Below are 13,716 nucleotides of genomic sequence, written 5' to 3'. Positions count from 1 at the left end.
TACTGATGGAAAGCAAACCACTGGGAGGATGGAATGCGTTACTCTACTGCAGTTTTAGGATTGATTGCGGCTATGTCGTTTACAGACATGGCTCAGGCCGAATGGAAACCGGCTCAGGACCTGGAATTCGTGGCAGGTGCGGGACCGGGCGGAGGAACAGATCTTTTCGCGCGTACAATCCAGTCGATCATACAAAAATATGACCTGGCGGATGTTGATATTGTCGTGACGAATAAGCCAGCTGGCGCTGGAAGCGAAGCCTTCATGTATGGTGTTACAGGCGGCAAAGACCCGCATAAACTATTGTTCGGAAACAATAATGCCTGGCTGCTGCCGATGAAGGCAAAAGTTGGCTATTCGATGGACGATCTAACACCGGTTGCCAGTATGGCGAAAGATGGGTTCCTGCTCTGGACCAATAAGGATCGCCCCTACGAGACCTATCAGGATGTGGTGAACGCCGCGAAAGACCCGTCCACGCCTTTGAAGTCGGGCGGCACACAATCCAAAGACGGTGACGAAATTCTCGTGCGGATGATTGCGAATGAGGCAGGCGGCAATTTCATCTATATTCCGTTCAAGAGTGGAAGCGAAGCTGCTGTGCAGCTGGCTGGCGGGCATATCGATATCAATACAAACAACCCCTCGGAAAATGTAGGCCAGTGGGCGGGTGGCGCGGTGAGACCAATCTGCATTTTTGCCGCAGCAAAGCTTGAAGACAATGAAAAAGTGTATGACGGGCTTGGTTTTGGAGACATTCCAACCTGCGCAAGTCAGGGCAGCAAAATACAATCCTATGAGATTCCGCGAACGATCTTTTCAGCGGCGAAACTGACCGAAGACCAGCAGGCCTATTTCCACGACCTTCTGTCGAAAGTGCGCGAGAAGCCCGAATGGCAAGCCTATCTTAAGAAAACCATGCAGGGCGATCTGTTTCTGCAGGGGCCTGAGCTTCAGACCTATATCGATCAGGATAGTGCGGCAGCGAAGGCAGTGTTTGAGCGCGAAGGCTGGCTTGTCAAATAGGACAAGCTTTACACCACGGCCTGCTGGCCGCGCTGTCTGCTGAAAATGGGAGAGACCGATATGGATGATGCCAGGAAGGTGTTGCTGACGCGCTTTGCCGCCGAAATGTTTGTGGCAGCGCTTCTTATGACTATAGGTGTAATCGTTGCGTATGGCGCTGCTGGTTTGGGTTTTGGCTGGACATCCAGTGGGCCTGACTCAGGCTACGTGCCATTTTATCTCGGGTGGGCCATTGCGCTCGCCGGAACTGGGATCGCGATCTCAGGCTACCTCGAACGTGAGCGGTATAGAGCCAGAGTGTTTCTGACACTTGATGGCGCACGCGATGTTGTCTCGTTCTTCCTGCCGATTATCGGACTGGTCGTCGCAAGCTATCTTCTGGGTATCTATTGCGCCGGCCTGATCTATTTGTTTCTAACCATCAGATTTCAAGCCAAGGCAACGACGCTGAATGCACTGTTGATCGCTATATCTGCAGTGGGTCTTTTCTATGTGATGTTTGAAGTCTGGTTCCGCATCCCTTTGTTGAAGGGGCCGATTGAGCCCCCTCTCGGGTTGTGAGGTGGCAACAATGGAAAACCTCGAAAACCTTATTCACGGCTTTTCTATCGCGGTAAGCGGTTATCATATATTCTTGATGATCGCAGGCGTGATGATGGGGCTACTTGTTGGTGTTCTACCGGGATTGGGTGCACCCAATGGTGTGACGCTATTGTTGCCTTTGACATTCTCGATGGAACCCGTCTCGGCCATCATACTGCTAACCAGCATGTATTGGGGTGCGCTTTTTGGTGGATCGACCACATCGATCCTGTTCAATATTCCCGGTGAACCATCATCTGTGGCAACCACATTCGATGGTCATCCCATGGCCAAACGCGGTGAGACTACTGAAGCATTAACCTATGCATTCTCTTCCGCAGGTATTGGCGCGTTGTTCGGGGTGGCGCTGATCACTGTTCTATCGAGCTGGATCGCTTCCTTCGCCCTCAGCTTTTCACCGGCAGAGTATTTCGCCGTCTATTTCCTCGCATTTTCCTGCTTTATAGGGTTCGGTTCCGGTTCGATGCTGAAAAGTGCGGCGGTAATTGCGCTGGGATTCGCACTCACATCAGTGGGTATGGACACGGTTTCAGGTGAAGTGCGACTGACTTACGGCTTTTCCGAATTATTGCGCGGCATCAGCTTTCTCGTCGCAGTTATAGGTCTTTTCGGCATCGGAGAACTGTTGCTTACGATGGAAGAAGACCTGAAGTTCGATTCCGTAAGGTCGAAGCTGGAAATCCGCCGTGTTTTTAAAACAATCGCGACGTTGCCGCGATACTGGGCGACATATCTGCGGTCTCTCGTCATTGGCTGCTGGATGGGGATCACACCAGGAGGGCCAACTGCTGCTTCCTTTATGAGTTATGGCGTTGCGCAACGCTCCAGCAAGAAGAAATTTGGAACCGGGATTCCTGAGGGTATCATTGCTCCCGAAACGGCTGATCACGCAGCCGGTTCTTCGGCAATATTGCCGATGCTGGCGCTGGGCATTCCCGGCTCTGCGACGGCTGCCGTTATGATGGGAGGGCTTTTGATCTGGGGGCTCAATCCAGGTCCGATGCTGTTCGTTCAAAATACGGATTTCGTATGGGGTTTGATTGCCTCAATGTATCTTGGCAATGTCATTGGTGTCATCTTTGCGCTTGCAACGGTCCCGTTTTTTGCAATCATTTTGCGCGTTCGCTTCGCCATCGTAGCCCCGTTGATTATGTTCGTGTGTTTGATCGGCGCCTACACAGTGGCCAGTGCGTCGTTTGATATGGTGTTGCTGGTTATATTCGGCGTCGTTGGTTATCTTTTCAAAAAACTGGACTATCCCATTGCTCCATTTGTGCTTGCAATGGTGCTCGGGCAAAAGGCTGAGGATGCCTTTCGCCAGTCTTTGATGATCTCGCAAGGGTCGCTTTCAATCTTCTTTTCGAACTGGCTGGTCGGAAGTGTCATGACAGTCGGGATTGCAATGATTGCCATTCCGGCACTCATCGCAATGTGGAGACGTAGCCGATTGACACGCGTAGAAGAAGTTTGATGCAATGGCTCTTATCAGCGTTTCACAAACACGTCAGGCTGCCAAACGGCGTCTTCCCCGTATGGCTTTTGACTTTATTGATGGTGGCGCGGGGCGGGAGAATGCACTGCGCCGTGCAGAAGCTGCATTCAATGACATTGAGCTGGTACCGAGGGTACTAAGGGGCCACACCCAATTTGACACGAGCTGCAGTCTTTTCGGCACACAACAGTCATTGCCTTTTGGTATTCCGCCGATAGGTCTCGCCGATCTTGTATGGCCGAAGACAGATATCGCCTTAGCACAGACAGCCTATCGTCTGGACATTCCTTATATATTGTCTACAGCCGCATCGACCACTATCGAGGATATCGTTAAAGTTAATCCGGACGCATGGTTCCAGCTCTATGTGGGTGAAGATCAATCCATCGTGGACAATCTGGTCGACCGTGCGGAAGCTGCGGGTATCAGAAAACTTGTCGTTACAGTTGACATACCCGCCCCCGGCAGACGACTGCGGGACCTGGCGAATGGCTTTACGTTACCACTACGTCCAAGCCCGGCAAGCATCCTTAGCTTCGCAACCCATCCTACGTGGTGTTTTGCAACGTTACGCGCGGGATCTCCGAAAGTGGCCAATTTCGCAAATTATTCAGCGGGTTCACAGTCTGGCACATCGCTGGCACGTTTGATGACCCGCCAAACTTCGGGCAGGCTCAACTGGGCAATTCTAAGCGACCTGCGGCGGCGTTGGAAAGGAATATTGGTCGTGAAAGGCGTCTTGAATCCGCTGGATGCCAGACGAATTGTTGATTCCGGGGCGGATGCCCTCATTGTTTCCAGTCATGGAGGACGACAGTTCGAGGCCGCCCCCGCGCCATTGACTGCTTTGTCAGCTATTCGGGATTCTGTGGGGCTAAACTTCCCGGTGTTGATGGACGGCGGCATCCGCTCGGGGACGGACGTTATTGTCGCTCTTAACCACGGTGCCGATTATGTCTTTGTCGGCCGTCCATTTCTTTACGCCGTTGCAGCACTTGGCGTGACTGAGGGACCAGATCAGATGGCTGAGTTGCTCCGCACAGAATTGATCAACGCTATGGCGCAGCTGGGCTTAGGCACTATTTCAGAACTAATTGAGCGTAATGAGCAAAAGCCAAGGGGAGTTTAAGGCTCAGATATGAGGATCATTTTGCTGCGATTGACGTACAGCAAAACCATCTTATCTGATGGTGTTTTTCCCCTCATTGTGGGGTGCCCTAACCGGCGAGACGATCAGATGTTGCGTAAGAACATGATCCGTCCCGGCCGGCATGCGTATATTGGGTGACTGCGATTGAAGTAACGCACTCGGTATTTCAATGGCTTAAAATTTGATTGTCAGCCCGGCGCGATATGTACGGCCTGGCGCGGGCATAAAGCTTTGTGCCAGAGCATCCAGATAGTAGCGGTCGGTGATATTTTGAACTGAAGCATTGAGAATGGCGTCATCTCTGAGCTTATAGCTCATAAAGGCATCGAAAATGGCGACCGGGTGATAAACGAGTTGTGGCGTCGTCGCGCCCGTTTGCCAGGGTTTGCTTATTTCTTCTGTCGGACCAGACGTATAAGTCATCCGTCCTCCAAGGATCAGCTTTTCCTCGAAGAAGCGACTGCCCAAGGTCACGTTCACCGCATATTTGGGGGGATTTTGCGTATTGGTATAGGACCCCATGAAGCTGCCAGGCGTGCAATTGGGCGTATTCTCCGTGTGTTGGTAAACACCCGCGGTATCGCGCAGATAAGACGCGAAAGTGGGGTCGCATGTCTGAGTTTTAAAATAGTATGTTGCGGAAACATCGGCAAATATTCTGCCATTGTCGTACTTTGACTGCAACTCTAGGCCACTGGTCTTGTAGCTTTCTGCATTTGAGAAAGTCATCACACCGTTCGTATTCGGATCATAATAGCGGGTGATGTAGTCTTTGACATTGGTATTGAAGTAGGCGAGCTTGAAAGATGCTGTGTCGCCCCCGCTTAGCAGATTGTCAAGTGTGGTGCTGGCTCCGATCTCCCAGTTTCTCGAGCGTTCCGGCTTCAGCCCGCCTGTCGGCTCCACCTGAAGCGTTCCCAAGGTTGTTTCGAACAGCGAAGGCATGCGCATCCCTTCGGCATAACTGGCATAAAGGAAGGTATCGGGCGAGATCTCGTAATTTACCCCAAAAGCAGGGTTGAAGCCGCTGTCTTTGGCGGACATTGAAGCTCCTCGGTCAAAGCCGACAACGGTCTCCGACCAACGGGGATCGAACGCATGGGTATAAGTCGCACCAAATTCGTTGAATGGTACTCCATCGAATGGATTGTTGCTGTCGCCAAAGATCAGCCCATTGTTCAGGCGGGGGTCCGTAGCATCGTCAAATATGCCATTTGCATCCGGTCGCCAGAACATATAGCCAGTATCTTTGGAGTTGGCTGCATATATCCAGCGTCCAAAAACGTTTTCCCATCTTATTCTAGACATAGCGTTGCGGTCTTTTGAACGAAACATACTGTAGCGACCGCCGGCCCAGAATTCGAGCGTATCCAGCGGTTTATACTGTAGTTGACTTGAAAGGCTCAATTCTGTTCTGGAACCATCGCGTAGAAATCGGTTGGTATCAAGATCGTGCTCGGTAATAACAACACCGTCCTGCGGTCGGATATCTTCATGCTGGAACGAACCACCGAACGTGAGATTGAAATCGCCAAACCGGGTTGCAAAATCCGATTTATTGGAAATATCCCCGCCGATCCGGCGATTGGACATTCTGACCCAACTGCGATCACTTGCGAAATACTGTGACTTGGGACCCGTGACGCCATTGATTTGGCTGCTTTGGGCATCAGTCCACCAAAGATTGGCTTTGAGATTAAGCCAGTCGTTATCCTCGGGATCGAAAGCGTAGCGCATGGAAGCGGAGTTGATCAGCATTTCACCTTGTGGATACTGGTAGACACCAGCAGTACCGGAACGAAAGATGTCCGACGGCATGATTTCTCCGAAACGACCATTGAAGCGACGGTAGCTAAGCTCCAGTTCCTGCTCGTCCGTTGGACGAACGGTCGTCTTCAAAAGAACCGATTCTGTATTGGCGGATGTATTGAGAACTTCTTCGCCAGGTGCATAGGACGTCGCGGCCGAATTTTCTTGATAGCCGGAGCCGTTGAATATCCGATACTTATCGTGGCCATGGCGTCCGGCGATGTAGTTACCCTGATTGCGGCGAGCATAGGCTGCGATGAAATCGAAATTGTCCTGTTCGAAAGCAAAAGCCACGCTTCCTGACCTCGCATCGGAGTCAAACAGATCGCCTTTCCCTTGCTGAGGCCGGGCAAACAATTCACTGCTACTTTCAATTTGTGAGCTGCGATGTGGCGGTTTTACGCCGTTGTCCCATAATTCACCCTTCAATCGGATGCCAATATTCTTGCCGGAAGGGAGGATATCTTTGGGACGTAAGGTTGTGATTGCGACGGTGCCGCCAATGGCACCGGCTGCACCCGGGGCGAGCCCCGGTCCTTTGCTTATGATCATATCGCTGATGAGGTCGGGGTCGAAATAGCTTCGTTGCTGTGTGCCTGCGTAGCCACGGTAGACATTTAAAGCCTGCTGTGATCCATCCACGGTGACCGCTACGCGGCTTTGCCCTTGCATCCCACGTATATTGACATCGACACCGCCACCGTTCCTGCTGTCGGCTACTTGAACGCCCGGCACCCCTTTGAGCGTGTCACCAGCAGAGATAGCGCCATAGCGGTCGAGTTCCTCACCGGAGATATAAACGCTGGAGCGAGGTGCAGAATACACCGAAGCCGCATCTGTCATCCTTGAGTTATCAACGACAATTGTTTCCAGCAAGGTCGTTCCATCCGTCGGCGAAACAGAGGTTTGACGTTCAAAGATATTGAACGTGCGTGCATCTATGAAACGATGGCCGAGATGGGTTTTGGATAGAATTTGCGTTAGTGCGGTTTCCGCGGACTGGCGACCTGCAACGGCAGTGGACGATCCCTGGATTGGGTTGCCGTCCCGTCTCACAATCTGGATGCCTGTTATTTCCGCGAAATCAGCAAGAGCAGCCAGAAGTGGCTTCGACGGTATATTGAAATTGAACGCAGGGGATTGGCTTTCTAAATCCATCTCCTGCTCCATGACGCCCGGAGCCCTTGCGACTACCGCTGCAATCAGCGAAATGCTGCCTATCGCAAGCGCCGTTCTGAGTATCTTTTCCATGAACCGTCCCTGTTCAATTGCATGGGCATGGGGCCCTTCATGCAAAGAACGGATGGGACCGGGAAAACCCGTAAAAATATTCCGCAGTTTTTATCTGAAGTATTTCAGCGATAAACAAATGTGAGAAAGCCAGGGATTCTTTTGACTTTGAGACCAAGCACTGACTGAAGTGCAGTGAATATTGCATCGGTATCGTCTGTACGGAAGACACCTGAAAGCTGAAGAATATTGATGTTTCGATCCGAGACAACAATTCGCCCCGTCGTGTAACGCGAAATTTCCGACAAGACGGTTTCGAGTGGAGTCTGATTCATAATAATGAGCCCGCGCCGCCAGGAACTCATTGTGTCGATGTCGGCATTTTCCAGCTTGTGAAAATCAACTGACGAAACGGCAGCAATATCGCCCGCGCCAAGCTTGATTTGCGGTCCGGCTAAAGAGCGTACAGACACCGCGCCGCTTTCCACGCTGATCGTCGTTGAATCGCTTTTCTCAATATCAACAGTAAACACCGTCCCGAGAACGCGGACTGTTGCGTTTTGCGTTTCGACGTAAAACGGTCGATCCTCATCTCGTGCGACGTTAAACCATGCACGGCCACGGATCAATTTCACGTGGCGCTCATCCGCCAAAAACACCGTGTCGATGGCGCTGTCGCCGTCCAGATAAATCTCGGTTCCATCTGAAAGTGCAATTTCACGGTGGGCTCCGGGTGCGGCGGCATAGTCCGCGAATCCGCGGGTGATCAAACCCTCGTCGCGCCAGAGAGCGGCTGCGCCAATGAACAATGCGGCCACAGTTGCGGCGGCTGCCCATTTCAAGGTCTGATGTGAGGAAAAGCCCGCCATCCAACCCAATCTGTGACGGCTTGATCCGGCTACGATTTGAGCCGGTACGTGCAACTCACCCCACAGATTGCAAATGCTCTCATAAGCGTCCGGGTTGGTGGGGCTTTCTTGAAGCCACAATTGAAACAAGCGTCGTGTATCCTCCGTAACCGGATCACTAGTCATATGGACAAACCACGTCGCGGCTTCGTCAATTGCCACGTCTTTCGACTTTTCGTGGTTGCCAGATTTCAACATACTTTCGCTACTTGACCTTAGGACATATGAATCGCGATCAGCCATGCGACTGCTGCCACTTATGGCAAAAAGCTATGGCCGCAGCCATTTCTTTCTCGACCGTGCTGAGCGAAACATGAAGTGTTTGTGCGATTTGCCCATAAGTCATGCCATCTACGCGCGCCAGCAGGAATATCTGTGCACGGCGACGCGGAAGATGATTTATCGCTTCGAGAAGAACTGCGAGGTCATGTTTCGACGAAACGATGCGTTCAGGCTGAATGTGTTCCACGAAAATCTTGTCACTCGCTGGTTTGCCACCTGTGTCATGAACCCTCCGACTGCGAATGTGATCAAAAGCTAATGTGGTCAGAGTTCGAACGACTAATCCCCTGTCACCATCCGATAGTTCGCGTGACGAGAGCTTGATGTAGGTCTCTTGCAGAATGTCGTCGGCGTCGTGCGCATTGCCGAGAAGTTTTATCGCAAACCGTTTCAGACGCGAACGTTCCCGCACAAAGAAACGTTCAAAAACGGCATTCATCGAAGACATACGACCCGATCCAAAGAAACATTCAGAAATATGAGTCATTTAGTCATGTTTTATACGAATGGCAACTCCAAATAGGAGATTTATCTCAGTAAATAACATAGAATATAGAAAATATTAATATAAATATGTTTTTCGTATAAATTAAAAATTATTCAAGTTATTGCTATGGTATATTCAACTTACGATAAGAAATACTTTTGGATATATAAATATATAACTTCGAAGTTATGCGATCAATTTTCACGTAAATCTCACAAGAGGTTAGGTTGCTCGACTAGGCTGTACACTAGACGGCGAACTCGCAGAAGCCAGAGATCACCTCAAAGATGACCGACGCGAAAGGTGGCATGACTTGGATCGTGAAGGGCTCTGATAGCTACAATTGGCGTCGCGATAATATAGATGGCTCAATGACCAGCATTATGGACAGGGCGGCTCATGCGTTTCGCAGCCCGTCATTTTGCTGAACCCGAACGAAAACTGCGCTGAATGCAACGCTCTTCTCTGTTTTATCAACTGATGAAGTGCGTTCCGCAATTCATCGACATGCCTTTGACAGCTTTCTTTTTCGCGGAAAGGTGAACCTGGTACTTCTGCTCGTAAGCTGCAGATTTTGTCAAGAATATGGGCAACGTCGCCTCGGAAAAATGTAGTTACAAAGATAAAATTGAAAAGGCTCGGAACAAGAGTCCGTGCGAACCAGAGAAATCGGCTCTTTGCTGACGCACGCTCGGTCAAACGCACATAATCGATTCCAATGCCCCAAATCTGGCACGAAACCTGCTTGTTTAAATGTAAACAAAATAGGGTGTCTTTCGTGTCACATTCGATCCTTCTGGCGGTTTTACTCAGCATTTCGTTTGGTCTGACCTGGCATATGTTTACCGGGGTCTTCTCGTTGCATCCCCGTTACGAGAACGCGGATCTGATGCTGATGATGTTTGCAAGCCCGATCTGTATTACCGCTATGGCGCTGTCCGTTTCAGACTTTGGTTTGTTTTATAGCGGATTCGTGGCGACTACTGGCTGGCTGCTCTCCACGTTAATCAGGCAGGTCATCTTTCCGGCGATACTGATTGCTTTGTCTGGAGGGGCATTGATCGCCTATCTCCAGTTTAGCGAGCACGTCATATGAGAAAGGCGAATATGATATTTGCTTACGAAGTATTGTTACGAAAATTACTGTCCTAAGTGCCCTTTTCCGATTTCAGATAAACAATACGGTATTGATTTAGCATGGATATCTGACCGGATATATCTCCAATTCGATAACGTCTGGCTTCGCGCCGTCCGAATTCCAATATTGCTGGAACGATGTCCTTCTCAAAATAGATAATGTCGGCGGCTTGCAGTGCGCGAATGGCTTTGAGCGTCATCAGTTCGGGATCTAGCGGATCGACGGTAAAGACTTGTACACTGCCTGTATCTGATACTTCCTGCGAAGCAACCGCGAGCAGATCGGTTTCCGAGTTGCTGGTCCATGGTTCCGAGAAGGCTTTATCAGTAAAGTTCTCCCAAAAATGGCGACGCGCCGTTGCGGTCGTCAACATCGAGGCGATACGGGTGCGTAGGTTTTGTGCAAGTTGTGCCCAGTCTTTCAGCGATGCTGGCAAAAGCGCTTCGATCTTACGGCGGATCGCTTGCGCCAGAACAGGCGCTGCGCCATCCGTCGAGATAGCTACGATAACCGGCGAGCGATTGACGATCGATCCGAACTGGAATTGGCAGTATTGCGGTTTGTCGATGACATTGACGGGAACACCTGCCCGTTTGCAGGCTGTATGAAAGGCCGAGGCTTCACCTTCATCGTGGCAATCAGCAATCGCGATAGTAGCGCCACACAAATCGGTATCTCGCCATGGCCTCAGCATTAGCGATATGCGCGCTTTTGCATGCAACAGGGGACTGTTGGCCAATGCGCGCATCATGTCGTCGGGTGCATCGGTATAAACCTCGACATGAGCCCCACAGGCCGCCAGCAATTCTGCCTTCCATGCGGCGGCATCGGAACCGCCGGAAACGATACAGCGTCTTCCCTCCAGCGCCCAAAATACCGGAAGTTTTGCCAGTGGCGCGATGCGCGTAAAGGCTTCACTCTGCTGCGTTCGTGAGACACCCATTGATGATCTCCCTGATTTCAGCGCGGCACGAGCCGCAATTGGTTCCGGCGTTGAGTTTTTTGCCTATGGCTTCGACGCTATGGCAACCGGAGTGAATGGCAGCGACAATTTGATTGATGCCCACGCCGAAGCATGAGCAAACCGTTGCGCCAGGGTCCGGCGTGTTGATGCCAGGACGGCCTGCAACGATGGTAAAGCGCTTGCGCAAATTGTCATGGGCGACAGTCAATTGCTGGATGGCCCAGTTGCGTGCAACTGAAACCGGTTGTGGTGCGATGAAAAGCGCTGCAAGTAATCTTGAGCCGTCAAAGAACGCAAGCCGCGTCTCGCCGGTTGCGTTGTCCGTATAGCCGATCGGGTCAATTGCTTTTGGAATACTAAGATGGGTATGGCACCACTGCACCCAATCGAATACCTCCGTGAGCGAGGCCAACTCTAACCGCCAGCCGCCGTCAGCACGCGCCAATGCCCAGTAATCGCAGTCAACATCTGATGGTTTTGCGAGCGAAATTGCAAAACCGTAGCAGACAGCGTGAAAGGGCCTTAAAGCCACTGCCACATTTTTAGAAGCCGGTTGGCCTGAAATCGGATCGACGACCGGCGCGACCAGAGCATCAATACGGGCGCAGGCAGAAGATTGATCGTTCCAGTGCATCGGAGCAAAGACACTACCTCGCGCCTGACGTTCTGTCGCAAGTGCGCGCACGATGGCTTTACCGTATTGGCTTTCGATTTCCACCAGTCCGGCGCTGATGACGCCAAGTTCTGTGGCGTCGCGCGGGTGAAGCTCGGCAAATGGTTCTGCAATATGAGCTGAAAGCCGCGCGCTTTTGCCTGTTCGCGTCATTGTATGCCACTGATCGCGGATGCGACCCGTGTTGAGTGCAAACGGGAAAACGGCGCTTGTGCGGTCAGTATCCGGGAGTGCCGTGACCACAAAGCGGGCGCGCCGGTCGGGATGAAAATAGCCCCCTTTTGCAAAGAAGCGCGCTGGTGTGCTGGTGCCTTGCGAAGGCTGCGGCCATTGGAAAGGCGTCATGGCGTCGTATTGTGACGGTGTACCGTTTCGGACTGCCCCGATATCAAAATCGCGGCTGCCATCGTTCTCGAAAGCAGAAAGAGCGGCATGTTCGAAAAAGATGGCAGAGGGGTCTTTATAGGTAAACTGTTCCTCATGGTTCATACGACGCGCCACTTCCGCAAGCTGCCACCAGTCTGGCTTGGCATTACCCGGGGCTGCCAGAAACGCCCGTTGCCGGGAGATGCGTCGTTCCGAATTGGTGACGGTACCGTCTTTCTCGCCCCAGCCAAGCGATGGCAACAGCACATGAGCGTGGCGCGTTGTGTCGGTGTCCTTAATAATGTCAGAGACGACTACAAAGGGGCACGCCTTTATCGCCGCTTCAACGGCATCAGCATCCGGCATGGATACAACCGGATTGGTGGCTATGATCCACAGTGCTTTGATGCTTCTGTCCGCCACCGCACGGAACATATCGACGGCCTTCAATCCGGGCTTTGTAGCAATGGTGGGTGAGGACCAGAAACGCTGCACGCGGTCACGGTCGTCGGCATTTTCGATGGCCATATGGGCAGCGAGCATATTGGCGAGACCGCCCACTTCACGACCGCCCATAGCATTAGGCTGCCCGGTCAGTGAAAAAGGCCCCATTCCGGGGCGCCCGATCCTGCCGGTTGCCAGATGGCAATTGATGATGGCATTGACCTTGTCGGTTCCCGAGGATGACTGATTGACCCCCTGACTGTAGCAGGTGACCGTATTTTCAGCCGCCTCGTAGAGTTGGAAGAATTCTCCAAGCTGGGCTGAAGACAGGCCCGTGCGCTCGACCAGGCTTTCCGTATCAATCGCTGCGGCTGCTTCGACGGCTACTCCCAGACCGGATGTATACGCATTGACATAGTTCATGTTGAGTGCAGGACTCTTCACCAAATGGGCGAGCAGTCCCATGAAGAGCGCGACATCACCATCCGGGCGAATTGCCAGATGCAGATCGGCAATGTCACAGGTCATCGTTCGACGTGGATCGATGACGACAATTTTCATCTGCGGTCGCAACGCCTTTGCTGCGGCAAGCCTTTGATAAAGCACTGGATGGCACCAGGCGAGATTGGAGCCGGTCAACACCACCAGATCGGCAAGTTCAATATCCTCATAGGTGCCGGGCACCGTATCGGCACCGAAAGCGCGGCGATGCCCCGCCACGGATGAGGACATGCAAAGACGCGAATTCGTATCGATGTTTGCCGAACCGATAAAGCCCTTCATCAGCTTGTTTGCGACATAATAATCCTCGGTCAACAACTGACCTGATACGTAGAAGGCGACAGAATCTGGCCCGTGTTCAGCTATCGTCTTCGAAAATCTCTGGGCCACAAGATCGAGCGCCCGGTCCCAGTCCGCACGCTGGCCATCGATTTCAGGAAAGAGCAGCCGACCATCGAGATCAATGGTCTCTGCAAGGGCTGAACCTTTCGAGCACAATCGTCCGAAATTAGCCGGGTGATCGGGGTCGCCTTTAACTGATACTGCACCGGCTTCATCCACCTTGGCGATTACGCCGCAGCCGACGCCGCAATAGGGGCAGGTGGTCTTTGTTTCGGTGATCGTCGTCAATTCGAACCCCTTA

At 51.9% G+C, this 13,716-nt stretch carries 10 protein-coding genes; 5 read left to right on the top strand and 5 right to left on the bottom strand.

The annotated features are described in order from the left end of the window. Nucleotides 1-33: 33 nt before the first annotated feature. From FHW03_RS21185 to FHW03_RS21170, 4 genes are read left to right on the top strand one after another with little or no spacing between them, the layout of a single operon-like run. Nucleotides 34-1,026 (top strand): tripartite tricarboxylate transporter substrate-binding protein, encoded by a 993-nt coding sequence (locus tag FHW03_RS21185; RefSeq protein WP_182522434.1) that lies wholly within the window; start codon nucleotides 34-36, stop codon nucleotides 1,024-1,026. A gap of 60 nt (nucleotides 1,027-1,086) precedes the next feature. Beyond that, on the top strand, nucleotides 1,087-1,587 hold the full coding sequence (locus tag FHW03_RS21180; protein WP_182522433.1) for a tripartite tricarboxylate transporter TctB family protein: 501 nt from the start codon (nucleotides 1,087-1,089) through the stop codon (nucleotides 1,585-1,587). Nucleotides 1,588-1,597: 10 nt separating this feature from the next. Then, nucleotides 1,598-3,100, top strand: coding sequence for a tripartite tricarboxylate transporter permease (locus tag FHW03_RS21175; RefSeq protein WP_182522432.1), 1,503 nt, complete (start codon nucleotides 1,598-1,600; stop codon nucleotides 3,098-3,100). A gap of 4 nt (nucleotides 3,101-3,104) precedes the next feature. Beyond that, nucleotides 3,105-4,250 carry an alpha-hydroxy acid oxidase gene (locus FHW03_RS21170; RefSeq protein WP_182522431.1) on the top strand — a complete coding sequence of 382 codons (1,146 nt, stop codon included), beginning with the start codon at nucleotides 3,105-3,107 and terminating at the stop codon, nucleotides 4,248-4,250. A 195-nt stretch (nucleotides 4,251-4,445) separates the two neighbouring features. Here FHW03_RS21170 and FHW03_RS21165 read toward each other — a convergent pair whose 3' ends face one another. The 3 genes from FHW03_RS21165 to FHW03_RS21155 all read right to left on the bottom strand — a co-directional run bounded on the left by FHW03_RS21165 (nucleotide 4,446) and on the right by FHW03_RS21155 (nucleotide 8,948). After that, complete coding sequence (locus FHW03_RS21165; protein WP_210277360.1) at nucleotides 4,446-7,331, bottom strand: TonB-dependent receptor; 2,886 nt, start codon at nucleotides 7,329-7,331, stop codon at nucleotides 4,446-4,448. A gap of 104 nt (nucleotides 7,332-7,435) precedes the next feature. Then, nucleotides 7,436-8,461: a FecR domain-containing protein gene (locus FHW03_RS21160; protein WP_182522430.1), complete on the bottom strand. Its 1,026-nt coding sequence runs from the start codon at nucleotides 8,459-8,461 to the stop codon at nucleotides 7,436-7,438. Next, nucleotides 8,454-8,948: an RNA polymerase sigma factor gene (locus FHW03_RS21155; protein ID WP_182522429.1), complete on the bottom strand. Its 495-nt coding sequence runs from the start codon at nucleotides 8,946-8,948 to the stop codon at nucleotides 8,454-8,456. The genes FHW03_RS21160 and FHW03_RS21155 overlap by 8 nt, the downstream gene beginning before the upstream one ends. An 817-nt stretch (nucleotides 8,949-9,765) precedes the next feature. On the opposite strand from FHW03_RS21155, the gene FHW03_RS21150 reads away from it, so the two are divergent. After that, nucleotides 9,766-10,083: a hypothetical protein gene (locus tag FHW03_RS21150; protein WP_182522428.1), complete on the top strand. Its 318-nt coding sequence runs from the start codon at nucleotides 9,766-9,768 to the stop codon at nucleotides 10,081-10,083. Between the two features lie 52 nt (nucleotides 10,084-10,135). Here the strand turns inward: FHW03_RS21150 and FHW03_RS21145 are convergent, their stop codons facing one another. Next, nucleotides 10,136-11,068, bottom strand: coding sequence for an NAD(P)-dependent oxidoreductase (locus FHW03_RS21145; protein WP_182522427.1), 933 nt, complete (start codon nucleotides 11,066-11,068; stop codon nucleotides 10,136-10,138). Continuing rightward, nucleotides 11,040-13,694 (bottom strand): nitrate reductase, encoded by a 2,655-nt coding sequence (locus FHW03_RS21140; RefSeq protein WP_182522475.1) that lies wholly within the window; start codon nucleotides 13,692-13,694, stop codon nucleotides 11,040-11,042. Before FHW03_RS21140 ends, FHW03_RS21145 begins: the two co-directional genes overlap by 29 nt. Between the last annotated feature and the right edge of the window lie 22 nt (nucleotides 13,695-13,716).

The organism is Ochrobactrum sp. RH2CCR150 (assembly GCA_014138095.1).
GTDB classification, from domain to species: domain Bacteria; phylum Pseudomonadota; class Alphaproteobacteria; order Rhizobiales; family Rhizobiaceae; genus Brucella; species Brucella gambitense.
Note: the sequence above shows the minus strand (reverse complement) of the source record. Positions and strands in the feature narration are given on the sequence as shown.

Bases quoted from the DNA above. Each gene is read 5' to 3' on its own strand.
- FHW03_RS21185 (WP_182522434.1), top strand. From the start codon at position 34: ATGCGTTACTCTACTGCAGTTTTAGGATTGATTGCGGCTATGTCGTTT.
- FHW03_RS21180 (WP_182522433.1), top strand. From the start codon at position 1,087: ATGGATGATGCCAGGAAGGTGTTGCTGACGCGCTTTGCCGCCGAAATG.
- FHW03_RS21175 (WP_182522432.1), top strand. From the start codon at position 1,598: ATGGAAAACCTCGAAAACCTTATTCACGGCTTTTCTATCGCGGTAAGC.
- FHW03_RS21170 (WP_182522431.1), top strand. From the start codon at position 3,105: ATGGCTCTTATCAGCGTTTCACAAACACGTCAGGCTGCCAAACGGCGT.
- FHW03_RS21165 (WP_210277360.1), bottom strand. From the start codon at position 7,331: ATGGAAAAGATACTCAGAACGGCGCTTGCGATAGGCAGCATTTCGCTG.
- FHW03_RS21160 (WP_182522430.1), bottom strand. From the start codon at position 8,461: ATGGCTGATCGCGATTCATATGTCCTAAGGTCAAGTAGCGAAAGTATG.
- FHW03_RS21155 (WP_182522429.1), bottom strand. From the start codon at position 8,948: ATGTCTTCGATGAATGCCGTTTTTGAACGTTTCTTTGTGCGGGAACGT.
- FHW03_RS21145 (WP_182522427.1), bottom strand. From the start codon at position 11,068: ATGGGTGTCTCACGAACGCAGCAGAGTGAAGCCTTTACGCGCATCGCG.